Annotated in this window: 24 protein-coding genes; 15 read left to right on the top strand and 9 right to left on the bottom strand. The window is 53.6% G+C overall.

Annotated elements, in window-relative coordinates; translation table 11 throughout:
• The first annotated feature begins 5 nt into the window (after window positions 1-5).
• From PUV54_RS14750 to PUV54_RS14730, 5 genes are all read left to right on the top strand, one after another.
• Window positions 6-584: a Maf family protein gene (locus tag PUV54_RS14750; protein WP_274493042.1), complete on the top strand. Its 579-nt coding sequence runs from the start codon at window positions 6-8 to the stop codon at window positions 582-584.
• Complete coding sequence (locus PUV54_RS14745; RefSeq protein ID WP_274493041.1) at window positions 581-1,753, top strand: ribonuclease E/G; 1,173 nt, start codon at window positions 581-583, stop codon at window positions 1,751-1,753. Before PUV54_RS14750 ends, PUV54_RS14745 begins: the two co-directional genes overlap by 4 nt.
• The gene (locus PUV54_RS14740; protein WP_420797880.1) at window positions 1,734-1,940 is read left to right on the top strand and encodes a DNA gyrase inhibitor YacG; all 207 of its coding nucleotides are present in this window, start codon (window positions 1,734-1,736) and stop codon (window positions 1,938-1,940) included. The genes PUV54_RS14745 and PUV54_RS14740 overlap by 20 nt, the downstream gene beginning before the upstream one ends.
• A 68-nt stretch (window positions 1,941-2,008) precedes the next feature.
• A complete protein-coding gene (locus PUV54_RS14735; RefSeq protein WP_274493038.1) occupies window positions 2,009-2,323 on the top strand; it encodes a hypothetical protein in 315 nt (104 codons plus the stop codon).
• Between the two features lie 72 nt (window positions 2,324-2,395).
• Window positions 2,396-4,555, top strand: coding sequence for a TonB-dependent receptor (locus PUV54_RS14730; RefSeq protein WP_274493037.1), 2,160 nt, complete (start codon window positions 2,396-2,398; stop codon window positions 4,553-4,555).
• 48 nt (window positions 4,556-4,603) lie between these two features.
• On the opposite strand, the gene PUV54_RS14725 is transcribed toward PUV54_RS14730, so the two are convergent.
• From PUV54_RS14725 to PUV54_RS14715, 3 genes are all read right to left on the bottom strand, one after another.
• Window positions 4,604-5,155, bottom strand: coding sequence for an EF-hand domain-containing protein (locus PUV54_RS14725; RefSeq protein WP_274493035.1), 552 nt, complete (start codon window positions 5,153-5,155; stop codon window positions 4,604-4,606).
• Window positions 5,156-5,310: 155 nt separating this feature from the next.
• Entirely contained in the window at window positions 5,311-6,345 is a 1,035-nt protein-coding gene (locus PUV54_RS14720; RefSeq protein ID WP_274493034.1) for a patatin-like phospholipase family protein, read from the bottom strand.
• The gene (locus PUV54_RS14715) at window positions 6,345-7,127 is read right to left on the bottom strand and encodes a 3-hydroxybutyrate dehydrogenase (protein ID WP_274493033.1); all 783 of its coding nucleotides are present in this window, start codon (window positions 7,125-7,127) and stop codon (window positions 6,345-6,347) included. The genes PUV54_RS14720 and PUV54_RS14715 overlap by 1 nt, the downstream gene beginning before the upstream one ends.
• 142 nt (window positions 7,128-7,269) lie before the next feature.
• On the opposite strand from PUV54_RS14715, the gene PUV54_RS14710 reads away from it, so the two are divergent.
• The 5 genes from PUV54_RS14710 to dnaE all read left to right on the top strand — a co-directional run bounded on the left by PUV54_RS14710 (window position 7,270) and on the right by dnaE (window position 13,683).
• Complete coding sequence (locus tag PUV54_RS14710; RefSeq protein ID WP_274493032.1) at window positions 7,270-7,803, top strand: tetratricopeptide repeat protein; 534 nt, start codon at window positions 7,270-7,272, stop codon at window positions 7,801-7,803.
• Between the two features lie 10 nt (window positions 7,804-7,813).
• Window positions 7,814-9,028, top strand: a complete 1,215-nt coding sequence (locus PUV54_RS14705; protein WP_274493031.1) for a threonine synthase — start codon at window positions 7,814-7,816, stop codon at window positions 9,026-9,028.
• 25 nt (window positions 9,029-9,053) lie between these two features.
• On the top strand, window positions 9,054-9,182 hold the full coding sequence (locus tag PUV54_RS14700; RefSeq protein ID WP_274493029.1) for a hypothetical protein: 129 nt from the start codon (window positions 9,054-9,056) through the stop codon (window positions 9,180-9,182).
• A gap of 146 nt (window positions 9,183-9,328) precedes the next feature.
• Window positions 9,329-9,985, top strand: a complete 657-nt coding sequence (locus PUV54_RS14695; RefSeq protein WP_274493028.1) for a CatB-related O-acetyltransferase — start codon at window positions 9,329-9,331, stop codon at window positions 9,983-9,985.
• A 248-nt stretch (window positions 9,986-10,233) separates the two neighbouring features.
• Complete coding sequence (dnaE, locus tag PUV54_RS14690) at window positions 10,234-13,683, top strand: DNA polymerase III subunit alpha (RefSeq protein ID WP_274493026.1); 3,450 nt, start codon at window positions 10,234-10,236, stop codon at window positions 13,681-13,683.
• 2 nt (window positions 13,684-13,685) lie between these two features.
• Here dnaE and galU read toward each other — a convergent pair whose 3' ends face one another.
• Window positions 13,686-14,564: a UTP--glucose-1-phosphate uridylyltransferase GalU gene (gene galU / locus PUV54_RS14685; RefSeq protein ID WP_274493025.1), complete on the bottom strand. Its 879-nt coding sequence runs from the start codon at window positions 14,562-14,564 to the stop codon at window positions 13,686-13,688.
• Window positions 14,565-14,823: 259 nt separating this feature from the next.
• Here galU and PUV54_RS14680 point away from each other — a divergent pair, with 259 nt between their 5' ends.
• Window positions 14,824-15,648 (top strand): DUF502 domain-containing protein, encoded by an 825-nt coding sequence (locus tag PUV54_RS14680; RefSeq protein ID WP_274493023.1) that lies wholly within the window; start codon window positions 14,824-14,826, stop codon window positions 15,646-15,648.
• Here the strand turns inward: PUV54_RS14680 and recG are convergent.
• A complete protein-coding gene (recG, locus tag PUV54_RS14675; protein WP_274493022.1) occupies window positions 15,645-17,732 on the bottom strand; it encodes an ATP-dependent DNA helicase RecG in 2,088 nt (695 codons plus the stop codon). The two genes, PUV54_RS14680 and recG, sit on opposite strands and share 4 nt — an antisense overlap.
• Window positions 17,733-17,806: 74 nt before the next feature.
• Here recG and PUV54_RS14670 point away from each other — a divergent pair, with 74 nt between their 5' ends.
• Both PUV54_RS14670 and PUV54_RS14665 read left to right on the top strand, forming a co-directional pair.
• A complete protein-coding gene (locus PUV54_RS14670; protein WP_274493021.1) occupies window positions 17,807-18,199 on the top strand; it encodes a hypothetical protein in 393 nt (130 codons plus the stop codon).
• The gene (locus PUV54_RS14665) at window positions 18,192-18,971 is read left to right on the top strand and encodes an NUDIX hydrolase (protein ID WP_274493020.1); all 780 of its coding nucleotides are present in this window, start codon (window positions 18,192-18,194) and stop codon (window positions 18,969-18,971) included. The genes PUV54_RS14670 and PUV54_RS14665 overlap by 8 nt, the downstream gene beginning before the upstream one ends.
• On the opposite strand, the gene PUV54_RS14660 is transcribed toward PUV54_RS14665, so the two are convergent.
• From PUV54_RS14660 to PUV54_RS14650, 3 genes are all read right to left on the bottom strand, one after another.
• Entirely contained in the window at window positions 18,968-20,497 is a 1,530-nt protein-coding gene (locus tag PUV54_RS14660; protein WP_274493019.1) for a PQQ-dependent sugar dehydrogenase, read from the bottom strand. The genes PUV54_RS14665 and PUV54_RS14660 overlap by 4 nt on opposite strands.
• Window positions 20,498-20,606: 109 nt before the next feature.
• Complete coding sequence (locus tag PUV54_RS14655; protein WP_274493018.1) at window positions 20,607-21,197, bottom strand: CPBP family intramembrane glutamic endopeptidase; 591 nt, start codon at window positions 21,195-21,197, stop codon at window positions 20,607-20,609.
• Between the two features lie 11 nt (window positions 21,198-21,208).
• Window positions 21,209-22,666, bottom strand: coding sequence for a helicase HerA-like domain-containing protein (locus PUV54_RS14650; RefSeq protein ID WP_274493017.1), 1,458 nt, complete (start codon window positions 22,664-22,666; stop codon window positions 21,209-21,211).
• A gap of 270 nt (window positions 22,667-22,936) precedes the next feature.
• Between PUV54_RS14650 and PUV54_RS14645 the strand changes: the two genes are divergently transcribed.
• Complete coding sequence (locus tag PUV54_RS14645) at window positions 22,937-23,437, top strand: hypothetical protein (RefSeq protein ID WP_274493016.1); 501 nt, start codon at window positions 22,937-22,939, stop codon at window positions 23,435-23,437.
• A gap of 169 nt (window positions 23,438-23,606) precedes the next feature.
• A complete protein-coding gene (locus tag PUV54_RS14640; protein WP_274493015.1) occupies window positions 23,607-23,975 on the top strand; it encodes an Hpt domain-containing protein in 369 nt (122 codons plus the stop codon).
• On the opposite strand, the gene PUV54_RS14635 is transcribed toward PUV54_RS14640, so the two are convergent.
• Complete coding sequence (locus PUV54_RS14635) at window positions 23,965-25,140, bottom strand: vWA domain-containing protein (protein WP_274493014.1); 1,176 nt, start codon at window positions 25,138-25,140, stop codon at window positions 23,965-23,967. The genes PUV54_RS14640 and PUV54_RS14635 overlap by 11 nt on opposite strands.
• Window positions 25,141-25,229: the final 89 nt, after the last annotated feature.

Here is a 25,229-nt window from a genome sequence, read left to right as displayed (position 1 = left end):
GGCCGGTGTCAGCTCCGCCGCTGATCCTCGCAAGCCAAAGCCCCAGACGCAAAGCGCTTCTGGAACTGATCGGCGTGACCCCGGATCAGATCATTCCCGCTGACATTGATGAGGCGGAGCTTAAGGGCGAAAAGCCCGAAGTTTACGTTACACGCCTGGCGCGCGAGAAAGCTTTGCATGTAGCAGGGCAAAATCCGCATGCCCTGGTGCTGGGTTCTGATACGGCCGTCGCTGTTGGCCGGCGCATCCTTCCAAAAACGGAGGATGAACAAAGCGCCCGTTTTTGTCTGGAATTACTTTCCGGCCGAAGCCATCGGGTGTTTTCCGGTGTGGCGGTGGTCAAGCCTGGCGGCGACGTGATGAGCCGCGTATGCGAAACGCGCGTCAAGGTGCGCTCGCTCGATCGTTCAGCCATAGATAATTATATCGCCAGTGATGAATGGCGCGGCAAGGCGGGCGGTTATGCAATCCAGGGCTTGTTCGCAAAGCATATCGTGCAACTGATCGGTTCTCACTCGAATGTCGTCGGCCTGCCCCTCTACGAGACATACAATCTGTTGACTGGCGCTGGATGGTCCAAGTGACTACGCGGGTCGTGATTGAATGCGGCGCTGCGGACACTCGCGCCGCATTCTTGATTGATGACATCGCATGGAAGTTCTGGTTTGGCCCGGCGCTAGGCGATGAAAAGATAGATCGAACACCACATAAAGGTCAGCGATACACTGGAAAAGTGAGGGCGATCGACAAAGCGCTAAATGCTGCTTTCATTGATATTGGCGACGAACGGGACGGTTATCTTCCTATAAATGCCTCTCGCGAGCGTGAAATTGTCAATGGCGCCTGGGTTGAAGTGGAAGTGAAATCGCCAGCGCGCCAGCACAAAGGTGCGACGCTGAAATTTGTTGATGTTGTCAACAGCGCGCGCACGCCAGGGCGGGTTGAGTCTTTCACAGACCCTGTGCTGGAAGCCGCAGTTGCGCTGGGTGAAAGTGAATCATCTATCTTGATCGACGATGGAGGCGCTGCCCGCCGCTTGAAAGATTCTGGTTATCTTAATGTAACCCATCATAGCGACCTGCAACCGGTACTTGAACAGTTTGGGTTGAGTACAGAACTTTCATCCGCCTTTGAAAGGAACGTCCGAGTCCCTGGCGGCGGAATTCTGACCATTGATGAAGCGCAAGCGCTTACGGCTATAGACGTCGACACGGCGGGGTTGACCGCCGCTTCGCCAGCACGCCTTAGGGAAAAGATTTGCACGGCCTCTGCCAGGGAAGCGATCAGGCAGGTCAGCCTTCGGGGTATCGGCGGGCATGTCGTGATCGACTTTCCATCGCTTTCAGGGGAGACGCAGCGCAACCGTTTCAACGCATCGTTAAGAAAAGAAATGGAAAAACTCGGCAACGCTTCTGCAGCGAGCTTTTCCAAATCCGGTTTGTATAGTTTTACCCTACCTCGCGAAACCCTATCGCTGTTGGAACGTTTTACTGAACCAACTTTGACAGCGCCGGCCAGTGGCAGGCGGTTTACGCTGGAAGCAATTGCAAAGGATGCGATCCATCAGTTGGAGGCGCGGTTGAAGATGTATCCGGCTATACGGGTCAACCTTGATATGGGCTTTGCTCTCCACGAATATACTGAAAGCCAGACTACCTGGAATGAGCGGCTTCAAGAGCGCTACGGCGCGCGGTTCAGATTTTCCAGGCGCGACAATTTGGAGGAGCGTTCCTTTGACCTCAGCGAGCAATGACAATGCGGCGCAAAAGTCAGCGCAGTGTCCAATATGCCACAAGGCAGTGAACACGGAATATGAGCCGTTTTGCTCGAAACGGTGTGCGGATGTTGACCTTCACCGCTGGTTAACCGGCCAATACGCTATTCCCTCTGAGGATGACGAGAGCGAGGGAGCGCCTGTGGATCGCGGCGAGGCGAATTAACCCTCAATAGACAACATAGCCGGAATGTGAGAATATAACGTCTTGCAGCCAGTAGGGCAGGAGACGGAATGACGCGAAATGCGTTGTTACATTGGCGCTCTAAAATCGGCGCAGTGCTTGTCGCTGCTGTCGCCGTTTTTGCGTTGTCTCAAATACTCGTTTCTGCTCACGCGTCAGCCTATGGCGATGGCCCGCACGATCATGGCGGACAGGTTTGCGTCTTGTCTCTGGTTGCGCCTCATGTGGATAAGGCGATCGCGACCGCTGCTGTCGCAGTTCTGCTTTCACTGACTGTTTGGCGAGCAGCCGATCAGATCACGCAATCCGAACACGCTCTTCAGACCATCCGCGCCGCCCGGCCGCGTGGACCCCCAAGCCGATAACAATCCGACATTTGACGTTTTGATTGTAAATGCCGGCGCATGCGCCGGTTAAAGGCTTGAGGGAATTTAAAAGTGAAAAACTATCTGCTGCTGTCCAGCGCCGCGACGCTTACAATGTTCTGTTCGAATAGCGTTCACGCACAGGACGAACCCTTCGATAAGGAAGAAGACCGTATTGTCGTAACCGCCTCTCCGATTGAACGGACCGTCGGTGAGACCATTATCAGCACATCCGTGGTCAGCGGAGAGGATTTACAACGCAGGCTTGAAAACTCCATTGGCGAAACTCTGCGTCGTGAGCCTGGCATCTCTTCCACCTATTTTGGCCCTGGCGCCAGCCGTCCGGTCATACGAGGCTTAACCGGAGATCGCATACGTGTTCTTGACGCTGGTATCGGCTCGATTGACGCTTCAGCTACAAGTCCTGATCACGCAGCCGCTGTTGAGCCAGCTACAGCCGAGAAAATTGAAATCGTTCGCGGTTCGGCAATGTTGCTTTACGGATCTTCTGCTGCAGGAGGTGTCGTCAATATATTTAATGGCCGCATCCCAAGTCAGGAACCTGAGGGAGGCATTGACGGTGCGCTCCGAGTTGGAGGTTCAACAGTCGACAATGGTGTGGAAGCGTCGGGTGGATTTGATCTGAAACTGGGTGATCTAGGCGGGGCAGCGCTGGTTTTCCATGGTGATGGTTTCTATCGCGATGCCGATGACTATGACATTCCAGGGTTTGCAGAGTCAGAGAGACTTCGCGCCCTAGAAGAGGCTGAAGAAGATCACGAAGACGAAGAAGATCACGATCACGAAGAGGAAGAAGAAGTTTTCGGCACTGCAGAAAACTCAGCCTATGAAACGAAAGGTGGATCTGCAGGCCTTTCTCTCATCTTCGATAACGGGTTTTTTGGCATCTCCGGCACGGCGATGGATACAAACTACGGCGTCCCGGGTGGTCATGGACACGGCCATGAGCACGAAGATGAAGAGGACGAGGATCACGATGAGGAAGACCATGACGAAGAAGAGCATGGTGAGGAGGAAGAGGGCGGCGTCACCATCGATCTTCGCCAGCGCCGGCTCGATCTAAATGGTGAAGTTGAAGGTGACTTCGGCTTATTCCGGAAGGCTAAAATTCGTTTTGGCTATGCCGACTATGAGCACGCTGAAATCGAACCAAGCGGTGAAATCGGCACGCTCTTTACTAACGAAGGTTGGGAGGGTCGCTTCGAACTTGTCGATAAACCGTTCAATGCTCTTGGCGGTGAGGTGAACGGCGCTCTCGGATTACAATACAGAAAACGCGATTTCTCTGCAGTTGGTGAAGAGGCGTTCGTACCGCCGACAAATACGAACCAGTTAGGCGTATTTGCTTTGAAGGAACTTTCCGTCGGCCAATGGCGGTTTGAGCTTGGCGGACGCTATGAAAACACCAATCACGAAGTGGAAGAAACCGGGTTCGAACGTGAGTTTAACGGTCTCTCGGTTTCGGGCGGCATTGGATATCAGGCCACCGACAGTTTCTTCATGGGCGTGACCGGGTTCCGTACGGAAAGGGCGCCATCTACTGAGGAGCTGTTTTCAAACGGGCCGCACCTGGCCACAAACGCTTTTGAAATCGGCGATCCGACGCTGGATGAAGAAGTTGCAACCGGCGTTGAGGCGACCGCCCGCGTCAACACGGACAGGTTTACCTTTTCCGTCAGCGGTTACTACACGTCTTATGACGACTTCATTTATGAGGCGGCCACGGGAATGGAAGAAGACGAGTTGCCCGTATTTCAGTTCTTCGCCAATGATGCGACGTTCCGCGGTTTTGAAGCGCAAGCGGCTGGTGAGCTATTCCGGGCGGGAACGTTTGATATCCACGCGGATGCATCTGTTGACCTTGTTAAAGGAACAATCGATGTCACCGGTAATGACAACTTGCCTCGCATTCCCCCTCTATCTGGCATAATCGGGCTGGAGGCGCGTTCTGCTTTTGCTGATGTGCGGGCAGAGCTTGAATATGCGGGAAGCCAGGATGATGTCACTGACTTTGAATTGCCTACCGACGGGTATCAGGTATTCAATGCGTTCTTGACGCTCCGTCCGTTCAGCAATCAGCCCAGAGTATCTCTACGATTGTCAGGTAATAACCTGACTGACGAAGAGGTGCGGTTGCATACATCTTTCCTGAAAGACCTTACGCCTCTGCCGGGCAGGAATGTGAAGTTCAGCATTCGCGGCGAATTTTAGACAAAAAGGCCCCCGCTTGATATAGCGGGGGCCTTTTTAACGCCAATATTAAAGTGATGTGCCAGCTGATGGTTTCAGTTGTGCAAGTTGAATAAATTTCTCACGTTCGGTTTGGTCGAGTTGCTGATCGTCATTAGCATCAGCTTCCTCGAACTGGGCAACACGACTTTCAACCATTTCAGTTTCGGAAATTTTCTCATCGCCATTACTGATTTCCGAAAATTGCTGTTCTGCGCTTTCCGGTTCATCTGTCATGGCGGATTTTTGGTCGCTCATTGATTTTGTATCCAGCTCACCTGGCGTTGCGGTGACGTTCATTGGCGCACGTACGGCGGCATAGGCGATGAATTCATTCTTGTCGACAGAACCGTCATTATTGATATCCGCCTGTTTAAATTCTGACTCAGCATAGAGTTTTGCTTCGCTTTTTGTCTTCACTTGCGCGGCATCAAGAATAGTGGATTGCGAGCTGGTTTTTATGGCCGTTTCGGTTGAGGAGGATGCTGTATCATCGCTGCTGGCTCTAGTCCCTTCGTCGGCGCAGGCTGTAGCGGTCATCAGCGCTAGAGTGGAAATGCCGAGAATTGATTGACGTAACATGAGTTAACTCCTTGCGTTTATTTACTTTGGCGCTGTGGGGTGAATGCGCCGTGCAAGGAGTAAGTTAATTACAATCGTTTGTTGTTGTAGTTAAGCTTGGGTCATGACACGCGCTTAATGACAATCTTGTTATGGAGTGGTCGGCGGTTTTGTGCTCAGGCAAACATTTGCTGCAAGTCTACCGAAGACTCATTACCAAGCATTTCAAAATTTTCATCAAGCCAGGCGTTGGCAATCTCGCGGCCTTGTTCTTTCAGTTTGGTCAGAAACGCCCAATCCGTCCGGAACTTGCTGGAAATATCGAAATCAGCGAGTGCAAGGTCAGACCTAATTGAGTGTATGCGAATATCGCGAAGCCGGTCACGGTATTCATCTTTGATCCAGCCGTCGTCGAGCAGTTTATGAACGAAGCTTATCGCGCGCAGCTCACGCAGCAGCGACGAGTTGAAGCTGATTTCATTCACCCGGTTCATGATTTCGGACGAGGTTTTTGGTAATTCTTCCCGCTCAATCGGGTTTACGTGAACGATCACAATGTCGGATGACTTTGCTTCATAGAAAAAAGGGTACAAAACCGGATTTCCCATATATCCGCCGTCCCAATAATGCTCGCCGTCGATTTCCACGGCCTTGAACAAAAACGGGAGACATGCGGAAGCGCACACGACATCGGTGGACGCGTCGTTCGTATTGAAAACATGAACCTTGCCGGAACGTACATTCGTTGCGGCGATAAACAGCTTCGTTGTTTTGCAAGTCCTCAGGCTTTTAAAGTCGATGCAAGTTTCAAGGATATCACGGAGCGGGTTTATATCGAACGGGTTGAACTGATAAGGCGATAGGGCGCGCGTGACCGTTTCAAACATCCGATAGGAAAATGCATTTACCAGGTCGTTTGCACCAGCGCTTATTGGGAACGGGTTGGCGCGTACCGGGCTATAATAACGGCCTGCGTCGCTGATGGATTTCCATAAGCGGTCCAGGGTTTCGCGCGCGCCTTCGCATCCGTTCTTGTGAAGCCCATAGGCGACAGCGGCCGCATTGACCGCGCCAGCGCTGGAGCCTGAGATCGCATCGATTTCGAGCCTGTCATCTTCTAAAAGCCTGTCCGCCACGCCCCAGGTCACGGCGCCGTGCGCGCCGCCGCCCTGAAATGCGAGGTTGATGTTTTTCGTTTTCGCTTTCGCCATTACTTGGCGACCCAACCGCCATCGATCTGATAGGCTGCGCCAGTGATGGAAGCGGCGTTGTCAGAAGCAAGAAATGCAGCGAGCGCGCCGACCTGTTCGACCGTCACGAATTTTTTTGTCGGCTGTGCTTCAAGGATAACTTTTTGCACGACTTCCTCTTCGCTCATATTGCGGGCCTTGGCGGTATCGGGGATTTGCGCCTCAACCAGTGGCGTTTTTACATAACCGGGGCAAATAGCGTTGCAGGTTACGCCGTGTTCGGCCCCTTCGAGGGCGACCGCCTTGGTCAGTCCCAGTACGCCATGTTTCGCCGCCACATAAGCAGACTTAAAAGGCGAGGCGACAAGCGCATGCGCGGACGCAACGTTGATGATGCGCCCGAAGCCGCGTTTCTTCATGGCTGTAAAAACAGCCTTCGTTGTATGAAAAGCCGATGACAGATTGATGGCGATGATTGCATCCCATTTGGCTTCGGGAAACTCTTCCACGGGCGATACGTGCTGAATGCCGGCGTTGTTGACGAGGACATCCACAGATCCGAACGCGCTTTCCGTTTCGGAAATCAGGTTTCTGATCTCTTCCGGTTTGGTCATGTCCGCGCCGTTGTAAAGCACCTTGACGCCGTGATTTTCCTCAAGACCTGCGCGGGTCTTTTCGATTTCATCAGCATCGCCAAAACCGTTGAGCATCACGTTCAACCCCTCAGCAGCGAATGCTGTCGCGATGCCGAGACCAATACCTGAGGTTGAACCTGTGATGACGGCGTTCCTGGGGATGCTCATGGAGGTGCCTTTCTCATTTGCTGAATGTTGCCGCCAACATAGTTGTTGCAGCGCACAAGGCAACGGAGAAGGGCGCTATAGCCGCACCTAGCGAAGCCCGGTAAGGGTTAAGCTTGGAAAGGCCTTTAATAGGACGGTTCTCATGCAACGATTATTTATAGGATTTGCGCTGATCATGTCAGGCTCGCCCGCGGCCGCGCAGATGTCCGTCTCGACCTTTGGGGCCAGCGAAGCGTCGGTGTGCTTTGAAAGCGCGTCCAATGATTTTTCAACCAATACGAAACCGTGTGATGAAGCGTTAGAGGATGCCGCCATCACCCGAAGCGACAGGAAAAAGACACTCGTTAACCGCGGCGTCATCCACAATCGGAATGGAGATATTGCGGCGGCGATCAGCGACTTCGATGCAGCGTTGATGATCGACAATACGTTGGCTGAGGCTTATCTCAATCGCGGCAACAGTTATTTTCTGGCTTCGCGATTGGACGAGGCGCTTGCTGACTACCAGCAGGCCCTGGACCTCGGCGTGGCTCAGCCATGGGCTGCATGGTACAATATCGGCCTTGTTCATGACGCGCGCAAAGAAGATGACAAAGCGCGTGAAGCCTATCAAAAGGCGCTGGAAGAAAACCCTGATTTCACCATGGCTATCCAAAAACTAGAGGCCAAAAACTAGAGGAATTAAATTGAGTTTTGTAACGCATCTGGAATGCTCTTATACCGGCGAACAATATGAGGCGAACCGTCCGCACAATCTTTCCAAGGCTGGTAAGCCTTTACTGGTTCGTTATAATCTCGACGCCGTAAAGTCCGCGCTTACGAAAGAAAAACTGGCTACGCGTACTGAAGGCTTTTGGCGCTATCGTGAGCTACTGCCCGTAACGCAGGCTGGGAACAGGGTTTCGTTAGGCGAGGTCGTCACGCCGCTTGTGTTGCTTCCGAGATCGGCGGAAACGCTTGGCTTTTCAGGTGAAATCATCGTCAAGGATGAAGGGCGCTTGCCCACCGGTTCCTTTAAGGCGCGCGGCCTTTGCCTCGCGGTTTCCATGGCGAAAGAATTCGGTCTTTCCCATCTGGCGATGCCGACTAATGGGAATGCGGGCGCGGCGCTTGCCGCTTATGCGCGCGCGGCCGGCATGCGAGCGACTGTGTTCTGCCCCGACGACACGCCGCGCGTAAACATTGAAGAAATCGCGCTGCAGGGTGGAGAGACCTATCTCGTAAACGGGCTCATCACCGATTGCGGCAAGATTGTCGGCGAAGGCAAGGAAGCCGTCGGTTGGTTCGATGTTTCCACGTTGAAAGAGCCCTATCGGATCGAAGGCAAGAAGACCATGGGTCTCGAACTTGCCGAACAGATGAGTTGGGAATTGCCTGACGCGATCTTTTATCCGACGGGCGGCGGCACAGGGCTCATCGGCATGTGGAAGGCGTTTGATGAGCTTGAGGCCATGGGTTGGATCGGACCGAAGCGGCCGAAAATGATCGCTGTTCAGGCTTCTGGCTGCGCGCCGATCGTCAAGGCGTGGGAGGCAGGCGAGGAGCACGCGCCGCTCTGGGAAAACGCTTGGACGGCGGCGGCGGGTATTCGCGTGCCGGCGGCTGTGGGTGATTTCCTGATCATCCGTGCGGTGAGGCAAAGCGACGGCTTCGCTATTGCCGTCGATGAAGACGACATCTTTGACGCCCGCGCGGAAGTCGCAAAAAGCGAGGGGCTGCTCCTTTGCCCGGAAGGCGCGGCCACCTATGCGGCGTTCAAAGCCGCGCTTGCTGATGGCCGCATCGCCCAGACAGACAGGGTGGTTTTATATAATTGCGCGACGGGCCTTAAATACCCCATGACGGCAGAATCAAAAACCATCGACCGCCATCAGCCAATCGACTACGCTCAGTTCAACTAAGCATGCATCCATACGGAAAGTATTCATGACCCCTCGCCATTGGCTGCTCTTTGCCTTCATCGCTGTATTACTCATCGCGGGCGTGCTCTTGATCGTCGCCAATGGTAACCGGTCAGGGCCGACAGTTGATGAGGTAGAAGTATCTTCTGAATAGAGCTTCTGGACTTTGTCGTGATCTGGTGTTATCTGCGAAACATATTTTGGAATAAGGACTATTCTTAAAGTGAACAACTAACTTCCAGTTTTCGTGATTAATGGCGCTTAGTGCGCTTTTTTGAAATCCAGAATTTTGGAGGTTTTATGTCTGTTCGCACGAATGGTCCGGACCCTGACAACCCTCATCCAATGACCGGCTTCTCTCAGGTCGGTTTTCTAAAGCCGCTGGTCGATCACCCGATGGTGGAGATTGGCGAGTACACTTATTATGACGATCCCGTTGCGGGACCGGAGTGTTTTCTTGAGCGCTGCGTTCGTTATCATTTTGAGCATTTGGGTGACCGGCTGATCATCGGGCGCTATTGCGCCATCGCTGTCGGCGTCCAGTTCATCATGAACGGCGCAAACCACACCTTGACCGGGCTTTCGACCTATCCCTTCGCCGTATTCGGGCAGGGCTGGGAAGATCCGGGATACGACTGGGCCAATAATTCGCGAGGCGATACGGTTATCGGTAACGACGTCTGGATCGGGACGGAGGCGATGATCCTGCCCGGCGTTACCATCGGTGACGGGGCGATCATCGGCGCTCGCGCGGTGGTAGGTTCGAACGTGCCTGCTTATGGCATAGCAGTGGGGAACCCGGCGCGCACCATCAAACGCCGTTTTGACGATGCGACGGTGCTGGAGCTTGGCCGCATCGCCTGGTGGAACTGGCCTGTGGAAAAAGTGACGGCCAACCTTTCCGCCATCCGCGGTGGTGAACTCGAAGCGCTACAAGCTGTTGATAATACAGCCTAAAAACCGATCTGTGGAAAACGCTGGTCTGGCAATAGTCGATTTGTCTCGACAGGAGAACAAAAAGGGAATATAGAACAAAAGACGAACTCAAAAGGGAGCGTCACTATGGAAAACGAAGGCTTGCGCGACATCATCGGACTCGGCGTACTCATGACAGTGATCGGGGCGGCGCAATTCTGGGGCGTCTTACTGGGGGCCTGAGCTCCCGCCGGTTAGTGCGGCAACTCCACGAAAGGTCTTGGGATCCGGTGACGGCGCCATTTGTTCATCTCCACCTGCATTCGGCTTATTCCCTTGCTGAGGGCGCCATTCCCATAAGCAGGTTGAAAGATCTTTGCACAGAAGCAGGCATGCCCGCTGTCGCGGTAACAGACACTAATAACCTCTTTGGCGCGCTGGAGGCGTCCACGACGCTTGCTGGCGCCGGGATTCAGCCAATTACAGGGTTGCAGCAGGCGTTTGACCCAGCCGACTTCGGGCTGCCGGCAACGAGCGGTGTCCGCCCGCCCGCCATTGTCCTGCTCGCGCAGAATGAAGCCGGGTACAAAAACCTGTTGAAGATTACGAGCCGCGCGTTTCTCGATTCTCGTTCAGAAGAAGGGGCGTGCGCCAGCATGGAATGGCTGGAAGACGCAAACAGCGGGACGATTTGCCTGACGGGCGGTTTCGATGGGCCGGTTGATCGCCTTCTTCGTGAAGGCCGGTCCGCAGAAGCGCGAATGGTGATGGAAAAGCTTGCGCGGCTTTTCCCCAATCGCCTTTACGTCGAGTTGCAACGCCATCGCGGACGGGAAAACGAAAACGCCGAGGCTGATCTCATCGACCTTGCCTACGATCTTGATCTGCCGCTGGTCGCTGCAAACGAACCGTTTTTCCCGACACCGGACGATTATGAGGCGCACGACGCGTTACTGTGCGTGGCGGACGGAGCCTATGTTCATCAGGATGACCGCCGCAAGGTAACGCAGGATCATTTTTTCAAATCCACGGAAGAAATGACGGCGTTGTTTCACGATCTGCCGGAAGCCATTGAAAATACTGTTGAGGTGGCGCGCCGTTGTGCGTTCCGGCCGCGTTTTCACGATCCCATTCTTCCGAGCTTTGCTGAAAGCGCCGATGGCGATACGGCCAATGCCGAGGCGATGGAACTTGAGCGCCAGGCGCGCGAAGGATTGAAAGAGCGTCTGCGCCATAACCCGCTCTTTGCATCGGAAAGTGATTATTGGGAACGGTTGAAAACCGAGCTCGACATCATCAATAGCATGGGTTTTCCCGGCTATTTTCTAATCGTTTCGGACTTCATCAAGTGGGCGAAAAACGCCGGCGTTCCGGTGGGGCCCGGACGTGGGTCCGGCGCCGGTTCACTTGTCGCCTGGTCGCTGACGATCACCGATCTTGATCCATTGCGGTTCGGTCTTCTGTTCGAGCGATTTTTGAATCCTGAACGCGTCTCGATGCCGGACTTCGATATCGATTTCTGTCAGGACCGGCGCGATGAAGTCATTCGTTATGTTCAGGAAAAATACGGTCGTGATCGTGTCGCACAGATCATTACGTTCGGAAAACTGCAGGCGCGTGCGGTGCTGCGGGATGTGGGCCGTGTGCTGAACATGCCCTTTGGGCAGGTTGACCGCATCTGCAAACTCGTACCCAACAATCCCGCCAATCCGGTGACGCTTGCTGAAGCGCTCGAAACCGAACCCCGCCTTAAAGAGGAGCGCAACAGTGACGAGGCGGTGTCTGCGCTCATCGAAAAGGCGCTGAAACTTGAGGGGCTTTACCGGCATGCGTCAACGCATGCTGCGGGCGTGGTGATTGGCGATCGTCCTCTTGACGAGCTTGTTCCGCTTTATCGCGACCCTCGGTCTGACATGCCTGCGACCCAATTTAACATGAAGTGGGTCGAGCCGGCGGGGCTCGTAAAATTTGACTTTCTGGGTCTGAAAACCCTGACTGTTATCGACCGCGCCGTGGCGCTTGCCGGCAAGCGCGGCGCTATCCTCGATATGAGCAAAATACCCCTCGACGACAAGGCATCTTTCGAGATGCTGGGCGAGGGCGCGGCGACCGGCGTGTTCCAGCTTGAAAGCGCAGGCATGCGATCCACGCTGCGCGCCATGAAACCCGATACGCTTGAGGATATTATCGCTCTTGTTTCTCTTTATCGCCCGGGGCCGATGGAGAACATACCGACTTATATCGAGCGCAAGCAAGGCAACCAAAAGCCGGATTACCTGCATCCGATGCTCGAGGACGTGCTGAAGGAGACTTACGGCGTCATCATCTATCAGGAACAGGTGATGCAAATTGCGCAAATTCTGTCGGGCTACTCCCTTGGTGAGGCTGATCTGTTGCGCCGCGCCATGGGCAAGAAGAAGAAAGAGGAAATGGACCGTCAACGCAAACGGTTCATCGATGGTGCAAAAGACAACGATGTTCCGGCCGCCAAGGCTTCTTCCATTTTTGATCTTGTCCAGAAGTTCGCCGGCTACGGCTTCAACAAATCCCACGCTGCCGCCTATGCGTACATCGCTTATCAGACCGCCTGGCTAAAGGCGAATTATCCGGCGGAATTTCTGGCCGCTTCAATGTCGCTCGACCGCGCTAATACAGACAAGCTTGCGATCTTTTTAAAGGAAGCGCGCCGCACGGGCGTTGAGGTTCTTCCCCCGCACGTCAATCATTCGCAGGCGGATTTTTCTGTGGAAGACGGCGCTATCACATACGCCCTTTCAGCGATCAAGAATGTTGGTGAAGGGGCGATGAGCCATATCGCTCTGGAGCGGGCGCAAAACGGGCCGTTTAAAGACTTAATCGATTTTGCCGAACGCCTGGACCTCAAACTCATCGGCAAGCGCTCTTTGGAAAACCTCGCTCGCGCTGGCGCTTTTGACGGGCTTTGCGCCTCAAGGGCCCAGGCCTTTGCCGCTGCAGAATTATTAATCCGCACATCAGCCGCTATCCTCGAGGAGCGGAACAGCGATCAGGCCGGGCTTTTTGCCCTTGATAGCGCGCCTGCGCTCGCAAAGCCAAAATTGCCAATCGTAGAAGACTGGACGCCGCAGGCGCTTCTGGATGAGGAACGGGCGGCCGTGGGTTTTTACTTTAGCGGGCATCCGCTGGATGATTACGAAAAAGAATTAAAGCGTCTCAACGTTACGTCATTTACTGAAGCCGTTTCGTTAGCGAAGTCGGGCGCCGCCTTAATTCAGATGGCGGGCGTGGTCCGAACGGTACGCATGCGGCGGTCGAAAAACGGAAATCCGTTTGCATGGGTTGAGCTTTCAGATCAAAGCGGTGATTATGAAATTACTGTTTTCGCCGAGACCTTAAATCGTTCACGCGACCTTCTGGAAACTGGCGCAATGTTGCTCGTGAGCGTCACAGTGGAAGATCGTGATGGTGATGCGCGTTTTACCTGTGAAACGATCCGCGGACTTGACGCCGCCGCTGCTGCTGCAGTTTCTAAGCTTCGCATATCAATCTCTACGGCAGATGCATTTGATGGTCTGAAGCGGCGTCTGGCTGCTGTTAAGCCGGCAAGTCAGCGCGAAAGCGGCTCGGTTGTTGTTGTGCTGCGCCTGCCGGAAACCGGCAGGGAGGTTGATATCACATTGCCGGAGCAAGCAGCCTGTACGCCTGCAATGCGCGGTGCGTTAAAAAGCCTTGAAGGCGTTACGGATGTTGAGCTGATTTAGGTTCAATTACTGGCAATCTGTTCTGATAGAAATGTTTTCAGAGCGCTTGAAAATTCCTGTCGCTTCAGTCCGAGCGCGATGTTTGCTTTCAACCAGCCCAGCTTGTCCCCGCAATCATGGCTCTGTCCATCATATATATAAGCGTAAAATGATTGCTGCTTCATCAGCGCGTCCATAGCGTCCGTGAGCTGAATTTCGCCGCCGGCGCCGCGAGGTGTTTTTTCAAGCAGATTGAAAATTTCCGGCTGCAGAATGTACCTTCCTGTGATCGCGAGGTTTGACGGCGCTTTGTCCGGCGCCGGTTTTTCGACCATGCCGGACATCTGGAATAAATTTCCTGAGACGTCTCCTTTGGGAGCGACGATCCCGTACTTGTTTGTCTCTTCGCGCGCGACTTCTTCAACGGCAATGATGTTGCCGCCGGTTTTTTCATATTCGCTAACCATCTGTTTTAGACAGCCGGCCTGCCCATCAATCACTACATCAGGTAGCGAAACAGCGAATGGCTCATCTCCAATAATATCGCGCGCGCACCAGATTGCATGGCCCAGACCAAGGGGCGCTTGCTGGCGTGTGTAAGAAAGAGCGCCGGCTTTTGGGATTACTGACCGGACGCTATCCAAAATCTCGGTTTTGTTTTTCGCTTCAAGGCCGGCTTCCAGTTCAAATGCGTGATCGAAATAGTCTTCAATTGCGCCTTTGCCGCGTCCGGTTACCAATACTACATGCTCAATACCTGCCTCGAAGGCCTCATTGACCACATAGTCGATTAAGGGCCGGTCCACGAGCGGCAACAGCTCTTTCGGGGTTGATTTGGTGGCAGGCAAAACGCGAGTGCCGTGGCCGGCGACAGGAATAACGACTTTTCGAACCGGTTTCATAGAACTTCCATTTATGAACGGGTGTTAAGAATTGGGGAGATCTGGCAAGACTTTCGATACCCTTCGTCCTTATCCTAAAGGCTGAAGGGAAGATCAACCGGTGATCGGCGCGCTGCGGTTTCACCCTGAAATGGCCCCCGCCGAAACACGCCGCCGCCCCATCACCGCCGCTTACCGCTTGTTGACTTGCAGTCTGACGGGGGCGACGTACATATGTTGGCGTACCGCATAGGACAGATGGCGGCGAAACAGGTATCGAATGAACGACAAGAACACAGACAGTAATCAGGGAAATGCCGCAAAAAGAGCAGGCATCACCGGTGACGGTCCTTTGATACAGCCCAAAAAGCAGAGCTTTTTGGGTTCGCTCTGGTCAAGCTTTCTGGCCGGTATTGTGGTTGTTGCGCCAATCGGCATCACGATTTGGCTGTTCTATCTTTTGTTTACGGGCCCCATGGCTCGCCTCGACGCCTTCGTTAAACGAACCCTTCCGGTTGGCGACAGCACACTCGAATCCATTCTTCAGGTGCTGCCTGGTGTCGGCGTGCTGGTTGCGTTCATTGTGGTGGTCCTGCTTGGCGCTTTTGCAAAAAATTTCGTCGGCCGGTCTTTCATTCGTGCTGGCGAGAGGCTGTTTGAGTCCGTACCCGTTGTCCGAAACGTTTTTGGCTTTTTCAAAAATGTTTTTCAGACTGCGCTGCAACAGTCGGACCGGTCGTTCAAGGAAGTGGCGCTTGTGGAATACCCCCGCAAAGGTGCATGGGTCATGTCTTTTGTGGTGGGTGAAACAAAAGGCGAGGTCCGTACAAAGCTTGATGACATGGGCGAAGGGCTGACGTCTATTTTTATCCCGACAGTGCCGAACCCCACATCCGGGTTTTTGTTGTTTGTGCCGCGGAAAGATCTGCGCGTTCTGAAAATGAGTGTTGAAGAGGCGGCGAAAGTCGTTTTCTCGCTTGGGCTCGTGGTGCCGGAATTTGCAGATGGTGCTGACGCCGTAAAAAAGCTTGAAGAGATTGCAGGCGATCTCAATCGTGAAAAACCGGCCCCGCGGCGCAACCTTTTCAAACTGTGGTCGAGTTAACCTGCACTCAGCATTTTCACTGCGTCGTCGCGGCTAAAGAGGTATAGCAGCGCACGAAGCGCCTTGCCGCGCGCAGAAGACAATTGCCCGTCCCTTGATAGTATCAGCTTGGCGTCGTCCCGCGCGGCGGCCAGTAACTCGCCATGAACAGCGATATCTGCAAGCCGGAATTTTGGGAAACCGGACTGGGCCGCTCCCAACACATCACCTGCGCCGCGTAAGCGTAAATCTTCTTCTGCAATTAAAAAGCCGTCTTCCGTATCGCGTAGAACATTAAGGCGTGCTTTTGCTGTTTCGCCCAACGGTGGCTTATAGAGCAGTATGCAGCTTGATTTTTTGTCACTGCGGCCCACGCGGCCCCTAAGCTGGTGCAATTGGGCGAGGCCAAAACGTTCCGCATGCTCGATAATGATGATGGTCGCATTCGGGGCGTTAACGCCGACTTCAATGACTGTCGTTGCTATCAAAATTGAAAGCTCGCCGCTGTGAAAACGTTCCATGACGGCGTCTTTTTCTGGGCCTGTCATGCGTCCATGCACCAGCCCGACTTTATCACTGCCGATAGCGGATTTCAGTGTTTCAAACCGTTCTTCAGCGGCTGTCAGGTCAAGGACATCGGACTCTTCAACCAGCGGACAGACCCAATAGGCTTGTTCATTTTGCGCAGTCGCGCGTTTAAGCCCGGCGATTACGTCGTGTATTCGGCTCGCCGGCACCGTGCGCGTATCGACAGGCTTTCTGCCTGGCGGCTTTTCTGTGATCCGGCTGTGATCCATGTCGCCGTATGCAGTCAAAGACAATGTACGTGGAATAGGGGTTGCTGTCATAACCAGAAGATCTGGCTTGGGCCCTTTCTGCGTTAGCGCCATACGCTGGCGAACGCCAAAACGGTGCTGTTCGTCTATGACGACCAATGCGAGGTCCTGGAATTCAATGCTTTCCTGAAATAACGCATGCGTCCCGATGAGAATGTTCGTTTCGCCGTTTTTCAGGCGTTGTAGTTTTTCCGATCGCACAGCGCCTTTGTCCCTGCCGGACAGAACATCGAGCCTCACTCCGGCCGTAGAGGCGAGGGGGCTTAAGGATTCCAGATGCTGTTGAGCAAGTATCCCCGTCGGCGCCATTAAGGTGGCCTGTGCGCCCGTTTCAACAGCGGCCAGCATGGCTAGAAAGGCGACAATAGTCTTACCCGAACCGACATCGCCTTGTAATAACCGGACCATGCGTTCGCCGGATTCCATGTCGGCGAAAATTTCCTGCAACGCACTTTGCTGTGCGCCGGTCAGTGAAAAGGGCAATGCTTTCCTTGCCCGTGCGCGCAGAATTCCATCGCCTTTTATCGCCCGCCCCTTGGATTTCACTCGCGCTTGCCTGATCAGCATCAACGCCAGTTGGTTGGCGAGAAGTTCATCATAGGCAAGTCTTTGGCGCGCTGGCGCTAAAAGTGAGAGATCTGCATCGCTTTTTGGCGCATGCAGGGTTTCGGTAGCAGCTTTCCATGAGCTCCAGTTGCGTGCCTTCAGCCAGTTGGGTTCTTGCCATTCCTCCAGATCGGGAGCCCGTGTAACCGACTGGGCAGTGGCTTTGCGCATGACTGCAGAAGTAAGACCAGACGTCAAGGGGTAAACAGGTTCGAAATCGGGCATGTCATCGGGCTTTTCAGGATCGGCGATATAGTCCGGATGGGCCATCTGGCGCGCGCCGTTGAAGTCTTCGATTTTGCCGGACACCAGCCGGGTTTCACCTTCTGGCAAGACTTTTTTCAGGTAGTCCTGCCGGGCGTGAAAAAACACCAGCGTGATAAAGCCGGTATGATCGGAACAGATCACTTTATATGGGAGACGACGGCCCTTTGGCGGCGGATCATGCCGATCGACGGTTACGCGCAATGTTAGGATGCGCCCCAGCGGCGCGTCGGCGATAGTAGACCTAAATGACCTGTCGATGAGCCCTGAGGGCGGCGTCAGCAACAAATCCACTACACGAGAGCCCGCGACGCGCGAGATCAGCGCTGCGATTTTCGGGCCGACTCCATTCAAAACCGTGATATCCGCGAACAAGGGATTGAGTATCGTGGGGCGCATCACTCTAATTTAGCGTGGTTCTGATGGGTTTTCCATTTTTCCAATCGCTGTAAAAGAACGCTTGAGGAAAGGTTATGTTGAGGTCTCTTGTCGCTGTCATTATTGCTGTAGTTGCAGGACTCGCCGTTGCGAAGCTAATTGAGGGCGGCGCTGCTGCGCTTATGCAGGCATCGGCAAGCTCAACCATCTATCAGGCTTTTTTGGCCCTAAGCTGGTTTACGGGTTCGTTTTCTGCTGCTCTGATTGCTCTATTCATTGCAAGACGTTGGGTTCCGGTTGGCGTTATTGCTGCGGCGTCCATGTTCGTATCAGCAATTGTTGTCCTGGTATCGTCGCCTTTACATTGGATCTTATGGCCAGCGGCGGCAGTGCTTACCTTTTGCGGCGGCGCTTTGGCTATCAAAGTGACAAGCGCGAGTTACGCCTTACCACAACAGAATTCAAAAGACGGTCTGTTCGATGAGTAGCGATTATATCCAGGCGGCGACAATCTTGCTGCTGCGGGACGAGCCGGCGTTTGAAGTTTTGATGGTCGAGCGTCATGCAAATATTGAATTTGCTGGCGGCGCCATGGTGTTTCCTGGCGGGCGGATGGAAGCAAGTGACGCGGATAAGGCGTGGCTCGCCCATTGTGACGGGCTTGAGCAGACGCCGGAACATGAAATTAGTCATCGCGTTGCCGCTATCCGTGAAGCATTTGAAGAAACGGGAATGTTGCTTGCTCGTAAAGACGGTGAGTTTCTTGGCCGCGAAGCCATGAATTTTGAAGATCTGCGCGGCAGCGTCGAGGAAAAAGACGCTTTATTTCTGGAACTCATCTGCAAAGAAAAATTAAAACTGGCGCTGGATGCACTTCATTTGTTTGCCCGCTGGCGCCCGCCTAAAGAAGCGACGCACAAGCGTTTCGATACATGGTTTTTCGCGGCAAAAGCGCCGCCGAAGCAACAGGCGAGGCCCGATGGCGGCGAAGCCACTGACGTCATCTGGACACAGCCGAAAGACGTGCTTGCCGACAAAGACGCCGGGCGCCGGAAAATGATTTTTCCAACAACGCGCAATGTGGAGCTGTTAGGCGTGAGCAATAACACCGAAGAAGCCATCGCATTTGCAAACGAAAGACCGATTAGGCCTGTAACGCCTGCACCGGAAACACGCGATGGCGTCGCCTATTTGACGATCCCGGAAGATCTTGGTTATCCGGTCACGGCAGAATTGCTGGAAACAGCGTTCCGGATTTAGGGCGTCGGTTCGATTACGAAAATCGATCCTGAAATCGTCAAGATGTAGAGATTGCCGCTCGCATCATCGCCAAATCCGACAATACCCTCAAGGGTTCCGGCATCAGGCGTGAAGGCGTCGTTCCGAAGTATAAAACTGTCGGATGAAAGCGTTGACCCTTGACCAGTCGCGTCGATAGGGAATGACCAGATGTTATCTGAAATAAAGTCCGCGAAAATATACTGTCCCTGAAGCGACGTCACCGGTCCTCGATAAACGAACCCACCGGTTATGGAATTTCCCTGACGCGGACCAGAACCGTGGCCGTATTCTGCGATCGGAGAAGTAAACGCTCCGCTGTCAGGCCCCGTAAACATCTGCGTGCCTTCGCGTACGTTCCAGCCAAAATTCCGCCCGCCGTCGCCGGCTGCAATCAGGTCAATTTCCTCAATAACGGCTTGACCAACATCGCCAATATAAAGATCGCCGGTATCGCGGTCGAAGCTGGCGCGAAACGGGTTTCGCAGCCCATACGCCCAGATCTCTGGCGCGCCGCCGCCGCCGGCGAATGGGTTGCCTGCCGGAATTGCGTAGTCGCGCGCCGTATCGCCCGGAAAGTCATCAGATGCCGGGTCGATGCGCAAGATCGCGCCGAGCAGGGTGTCTTGATCCTGACCATTTGCAAATGGGTCGCCCGCGCCTCCGCCATCACCAATGGAAAGGTATAAAAATCCGTCAGAACCAAAATCAATCCAGCCGCCATTGTGGTTTGTGTCCGGTTGCGGGGCTGTCAAAATGACATCGCCGCTGCCGGCGTCAGCCACATCGGGGTCGCCTGCGGACCGCTGGTAACTGCGAACTTCAGTATCGCCTAGCGTGTTGGTGACGTGAACGTAAAATGTTCCGCTAGCGGCGTAATCAGGCGCCAGCGTGAAACCTAGCAGGCCGCCTTCGCCAGCCGTGCCGATAGTCGCAGAAATATCGAGAAATGGCGTTGCGTTAAATGTACCGGTAGCGGGGTTGAGAATACGGATGACGCCGCTGCGCTCTCCGACAAGCACGTCACCGCCAGCGCGTCCAACAAGAGATAGTGGCGCAGAAGCGGATGCGGTCACGCGGCGGACGGCAAAATTTTCAGCCTGGTCAGTCACTGTGACGTTTAAGTTAAGAGTTGAAGTTGCAGTTCCGTCGCTTACGCGCAATGTCAGTGCATAGACGTTATCGGTGTTGCCGTCTTGCGGTGCTTCAAAATCAGGCGGCGATACAAAGGAAAGCGTTGCGCCTGTTAGCGTAAATAGCGCTGCATCTGCTCCGCCAGAAATAGAAAACGTCAAACTGTCTCCATCAGCGTCATTCGCTGTCGCGGTGTAAAAAGCACCGATCGTATTTTCCTGTATGCTCGCAGTACCGCCTGAGGTGAAACTGGGCGCGTTATTCGCCGGCGGGTTTTGCGGTGCTGGTGGAGGGGTGCCGTCACTGCTGCCTCCACACGCCGTTAGCGCGAGTGCTAAGAAACTCGCTCCTGCGGACCCGAACAATATACGCATTGGTTAACTCCTGCGGCGCTTCGCCACTATTTTAGCACAGGCAAGCGTGATTTTCGCGCTGGTTTGATTAACAGTCCGTATGCAACTTCAATCAGATGCTGTGCGTCCGTCAGTTTTTTACCGCCCTGCGGGTATATTCCAGCGCGGCAGCGTCATAAAGCGCGTGGGTTACCATTGGCGCCAATAAATTGTCGGTAAACGCAAACAGTACACCCAGATAGACGCCAACCAGCCCGGCGATCAAAGCATAAAGCGCAGTTCGCATATGAAGAGCGCCAAACAGGATATTGGATGCAATTATTGCGACTAAGACAGGGGCAAATCCGCTGATCCATGACTGCACGACGCCCCTGAATAGCAATTCTTCGGTGATGCCGGCGCCGAGCGCCATCAAGGCGATCCGCAATGGCGTAAACGTAAAACCAATTTCAGCAAAAAACTTGATTTGTGAGCGCCGAAATACAGCGAGATGCTCGAGCGTCGTGTTCGAAAACCACCACAGGAAAACAACGAGCGGCAATGTCGCGATAACGCCAATAAAAAAATCATTCGGGTTCAACTCGAATTGCGGCCCAATCGGCACGCCGAGCAAAATGCTGAGCGCAAAGGCGACGAGTCCCAGCAATATTGTTCCGCCAAGCACAAATAGAAAAGTTTGTGTTTCGGAATACTTGTTTCCGTCGTGTGGATTACTCGGCACGGGCCATTCGCCTATCGCCGCTTGAGGCTGCCTAGCACACCCCTGACCAATTCACGCGCGAGCGTACGAGCCGCTGTTTTAAATGCTGCTTCGCTGACAGTTTGCCGGTTTGAACGTCTTGTGGTTTTTCTTTTGCTGGATCTCGCGCTCTTTTCTTTTTTACGAGCCTTCTCCTCCGCCTTCATGCGTTTTTCAGAGCGTTCCTGCAGCACTTCATAGGCGGACTCACGGTCTATCGACTCGTCATATCTATCGGCCATGTCTGAATAGCGCATGATTTGCGTTCGTTCTGCCTTGGTAATTGATCCCATGCGCGATGACGGCGGACGGATGAGCGTCCGTTCAACCATACCCGGGACGCCTTTGCTTTGAAGTGTGGACACCAGCGCCTCGCCAATCCCAAGTTCAGTGATGACGTCGAGAGTTTTAAAGGCGGGGTTGGGCCTGAAAGTCTCCGCTGCGGCTTTCACGACGCGCTGCTCACGCGGGGTGAATGCGCGCAGTGCGTGCTGCACACGGTTGCCGAGCTGGCTGGACACAGAATCAGGCACATCCAGCGGATTTTGCGTTACAAAAAATACGCCGACGCCCTTCGACCTGATCAGACGAACAACCTGTTCGACTTTTTCAACCAGCGCCTTCGGAGCGTCATCAAACAGAAGATGCGCCTCATCGAAAAAGAAAACCAGCTTCGGCTTATCCGGATCGCCAATCTCCGGCAGTTCTTCAAACAGCTCGGATAACAGCCAAAGCAAAAACGTCGCGTAGAGTTTCGGGGTTTGCATTAACTTATCTGCAGCCAGAATGTTAATAACGCCCGCGCCGTTTTCATCGGTCGTCAGAAAGTCATTTAGCTCTAGGGCGGGCTCGCCAAAGAAATTCTCCGCGCCTTGTTCTTCCAAGGCAAGGAGACGCCGCTGAATGGCGCCAACGGAAGCGCGAGAAACATGACCGTATTCGGCGGATAATTCTTTCGCACGGTTTGCTATTTCCACCAGTAAAGAACGCAGATCTTTTAAGTCGAGCAATAACAGGCCTTCATCATCGGCCAGCCGGAATGCGAGCGTTAACACGCCTTCCTGTGTTTCGTTGAGGTCGAGCAGTCTGGAGAGTAACAGCGGCCCCATCTCTGAAACCGTCGCGCGGATGGGGTGACCTTTTTGTCCAAAAAGATCCCAGAAGCAGACCGGAAAACTGCCGGGCTCATAGTCCTTGAATTCGATTGTCTCTGCACGCTTGAGCAGGAAATCTTTCATTTTTACCGGGTGAGAGAGCCCCGCGAGATCGCCTTTGACATCTGCAACAAATACAGGGACGCCAGCCTGTGAGAGACCTTCTGCAATGATCTGTAAGGTGACGGTCTTGCCGGTGCCGGTCGCGCCTGAAATCAGCCCGTGCCGGTTGGCGTATTTCAGCGCCAGCGATTGTGGCGTCTCGCTTTTGCCGAGAAAAACCGACAAATCCGTCATCTGTACCTCAGTATTTCTTTTGGTCGTTAATTGGCGGGAAACTGGGGGTTTAAGCGGGCTTTAATGGCTTCGCAAGCGCTAACCCAGCGAAATTACTATCGAATCTGTAATAAGTTCGGGACTTTTGGGGTGGGCGGCGGCATTTACCAGGCTAAAGAAAGCCGGTAAAATAACTGCGCCGTACAGAGAGCAGATACCGCATGAGCGCGGGCATATACGGGGCGTGCGGCGGACATCGGGCTCAAAAGAGTAAATGAGGAAGGGGCAGATATGCTTAGAATACTTCTTGTGATCGCAGTCGCTTTAGCGGTCATTATCGGACTGATGAAGTTGACCAATCGCGATGCTGAATCGACGACAAATGATGCTGTGGAAGCCGTTGAAGATGCTGCTGATGATGCAGCGGACGCAGCCGAAGACATGGCCGATGATGTAGATGACGCTATGTCATCTGATGAAGGCGACAGCGCCGCGGACGCCATGGAAGAAGCCGCTGAAGACACGGGCGACATGGCTGGCGACGCCATGGATGAGGCCGGCGAGATGGCTGGTGATGCAATGGACTCAGCCGAGGAAATGGCGGGCGACGCCATGGACGAAGCTGAAGAAATGGCTGAAGATGCCGGCGAAGCCATGGATGAAATGGCGAGCGATGTCGAAGAAGCCGCCAGTGATATGATGGATGATGCTGAAGCTGCAGCCGACGAAGCTGAAGAGACAGCAGAAGAAGCGGCAGACGAAGCCACTGAAGATGACGATCCTAACAACTAATTGTCTTCGCCAAAATCGGTAAAACCCAAACAAGGCCGCGTTTTTAAAATGAAAACGCGGCCTTAATTTATTAATGTGCTGTTAACGCTGGCTGATAAAATTTTAACGGCATTGTAGCAATCGCGCCTTACATTTTCGTCATTAAACATGCAAAGACAGGCTGATAGTTATGACGGCGGCAAGTGCGATCGATTTCAACCATCTCAATAAGTATGTCATGGGCGACGATACGTTGCGCGATGAAGTGCTTAGCATCTTTGTTGAACAGCTTGGAATGCTTCTGGAAAAGTTCGATCCGGCTATTGACGATTACTCCTGGAAAAACACTGCACATACGTTAAAAGGCGCCGCACGTGGCGTAGGCGCCTGGGATGTTGGTGATTTGTGTCAGGAAGCGGAGACGTTGACTGGCGATGTCGGCAATAAGGAAAAAGCGCGCAAGATGTTGCTCGAAGCGCTTAAGCGCAAATCCAAGGATGTGATTGAGGCCGCGCAGAATGTCGTGGGTGGTCGCGAAGAAGGTCTGATCAACGTTTGAGTTCCGCCATTGCCTTTTCTATTCCGCCGAGCGTCAGCGGATACATACGGTTACTCAATAGTTCCCGCATGAGCTGCGTTGACGGCACATAATCCCAATTGTCTTGTTGCACCGGATTTAACCACACAGCACGCTCGTAGATACCAGTCAGCCGCTGCATCCAGATCGCCCCGGCTTCTTCATTGAAATATTCGACCGACCCGCCCGGGACGGTAATTTCGTAAGGCGACATGGATGCATCGCCGACAAAAATAACTTTGTAGTCATGGGGGTATTTATGCAGCACGTCCCATGTGGGTGTCTTTTCCGACCAGCGGCGGCGGTTGTCCTTCCATACGTAGTCGTAAAGGCAATTGTGGAAGTAAAAATATTCCATATGTTTGAATTCGGCGCGCGCGGCAGAGAAAAGTTCTTCAGAAATTTTGATGAACGGATCCATTGATCCGCCAACGTCAAAAAAGATCAGCACCTTGATTGTGTTACGCCGTTCGGGGCGCATTTTGATGTCAAGATACCCTGCGCGCGCTGTCGCATCGATAGTGTTGTCGAGATCGAATTCATCGGGCGCGCCTTCGCGCGCGAACTTGCGTAATTTGCGTAATGCCATTTTGATGTTGCGAGTGCCAAGCTCAATTGAGTCGTCAAGGTTTTTATATTCTCGCTTTTCCCAGACCTTGACGGCGCGGCCCTGACGTTTGCCTTCATTACCAATCCGCACGCCTTCCGGATTGTAGCCGCCGGAACCAAATGGTGACGTGCCGCCCGTGCCGATCCATTTATTTCCGCCCTGATGACGCTTACTTTGTTCTTTCAGCCGTTCTTTCAGCGTCTCCATCAGTTTGTCCCAGCCGCCGAGCGCTTCGATCTCCTTCATTTCCTCTTCGGTGAAGTAACGCTCGGTCATCAGCTTCAGCCAGTCCTCAGGGATTTCCGCCGCCAGGTCTTCGGAAATTGACTCCAGCCCCTTGAACACATGTGCGAAAACACGATCGAACTTATCGAGATTGCGTTCGTCCTTCACCAGGGCGGAACGTGAGAGATAATAAAAATCCTCAACCTTGCGGTTAGCGAGGTCAGCGTTCATCGCTTCCACCAGGGTCAAATACTCGCGCAGTGAAACGGGTAGACCGGCGGATTTCAGCTCATGGAAAAACTTGGTAAACATGGTGCTATCCTAGCCGTTAGGGCGCTTAATAAAAGGCCGGGACGCAGCCCCTTCACTTTATATTTTAACGTGCTAGAGCGGCGTTACCT

The sequence above is a fragment of the Hyphococcus flavus genome, from assembly GCF_028748065.1.
In the GTDB taxonomy this organism is placed as follows: domain Bacteria; phylum Pseudomonadota; class Alphaproteobacteria; order Caulobacterales; family Parvularculaceae; genus Hyphococcus; species Hyphococcus flavus.
Note: the sequence above shows the minus strand (reverse complement) of the source record. Positions and strands in the feature narration are given on the sequence as shown.

Bases quoted from the DNA above. Each gene is read 5' to 3' on its own strand.
- PUV54_RS14735 (WP_274493038.1), top strand. From the start codon at position 2,009: ATGACGCGAAATGCGTTGTTACATTGGCGCTCTAAAATCGGCGCAGTG.
- PUV54_RS14725 (WP_274493035.1), bottom strand. From the start codon at position 5,155: ATGTTACGTCAATCAATTCTCGGCATTTCCACTCTAGCGCTGATGACC.
- PUV54_RS14720 (WP_274493034.1), bottom strand. From the start codon at position 6,345: ATGGCGAAAGCGAAAACGAAAAACATCAACCTCGCATTTCAGGGCGGC.
- PUV54_RS14715 (WP_274493033.1), bottom strand. From the start codon at position 7,127: ATGAGCATCCCCAGGAACGCCGTCATCACAGGTTCAACCTCAGGTATT.
- PUV54_RS14710 (WP_274493032.1), top strand. From the start codon at position 7,270: ATGCAACGATTATTTATAGGATTTGCGCTGATCATGTCAGGCTCGCCC.
- PUV54_RS14700 (WP_274493029.1), top strand. From the start codon at position 9,054: ATGACCCCTCGCCATTGGCTGCTCTTTGCCTTCATCGCTGTATTACTC.
- PUV54_RS14695 (WP_274493028.1), top strand. From the start codon at position 9,329: ATGTCTGTTCGCACGAATGGTCCGGACCCTGACAACCCTCATCCAATG.
- galU (WP_274493025.1), bottom strand. From the start codon at position 14,564: ATGAAACCGGTTCGAAAAGTCGTTATTCCTGTCGCCGGCCACGGCACT.
- PUV54_RS14680 (WP_274493023.1), top strand. From the start codon at position 14,824: ATGAACGACAAGAACACAGACAGTAATCAGGGAAATGCCGCAAAAAGA.
- recG (WP_274493022.1), bottom strand. From the start codon at position 17,732: ATGCGCCCCACGATACTCAATCCCTTGTTCGCGGATATCACGGTTTTG.
- PUV54_RS14670 (WP_274493021.1), top strand. From the start codon at position 17,807: ATGTTGAGGTCTCTTGTCGCTGTCATTATTGCTGTAGTTGCAGGACTC.
- PUV54_RS14665 (WP_274493020.1), top strand. From the start codon at position 18,192: ATGAGTAGCGATTATATCCAGGCGGCGACAATCTTGCTGCTGCGGGAC.
- PUV54_RS14660 (WP_274493019.1), bottom strand. From the start codon at position 20,497: ATGCGTATATTGTTCGGGTCCGCAGGAGCGAGTTTCTTAGCACTCGCG.
- PUV54_RS14650 (WP_274493017.1), bottom strand. From the start codon at position 22,666: ATGACGGATTTGTCGGTTTTTCTCGGCAAAAGCGAGACGCCACAATCG.
- PUV54_RS14645 (WP_274493016.1), top strand. From the start codon at position 22,937: ATGCTTAGAATACTTCTTGTGATCGCAGTCGCTTTAGCGGTCATTATC.
- PUV54_RS14640 (WP_274493015.1), top strand. From the start codon at position 23,607: ATGACGGCGGCAAGTGCGATCGATTTCAACCATCTCAATAAGTATGTC.
- PUV54_RS14635 (WP_274493014.1), bottom strand. From the start codon at position 25,140: ATGTTTACCAAGTTTTTCCATGAGCTGAAATCCGCCGGTCTACCCGTT.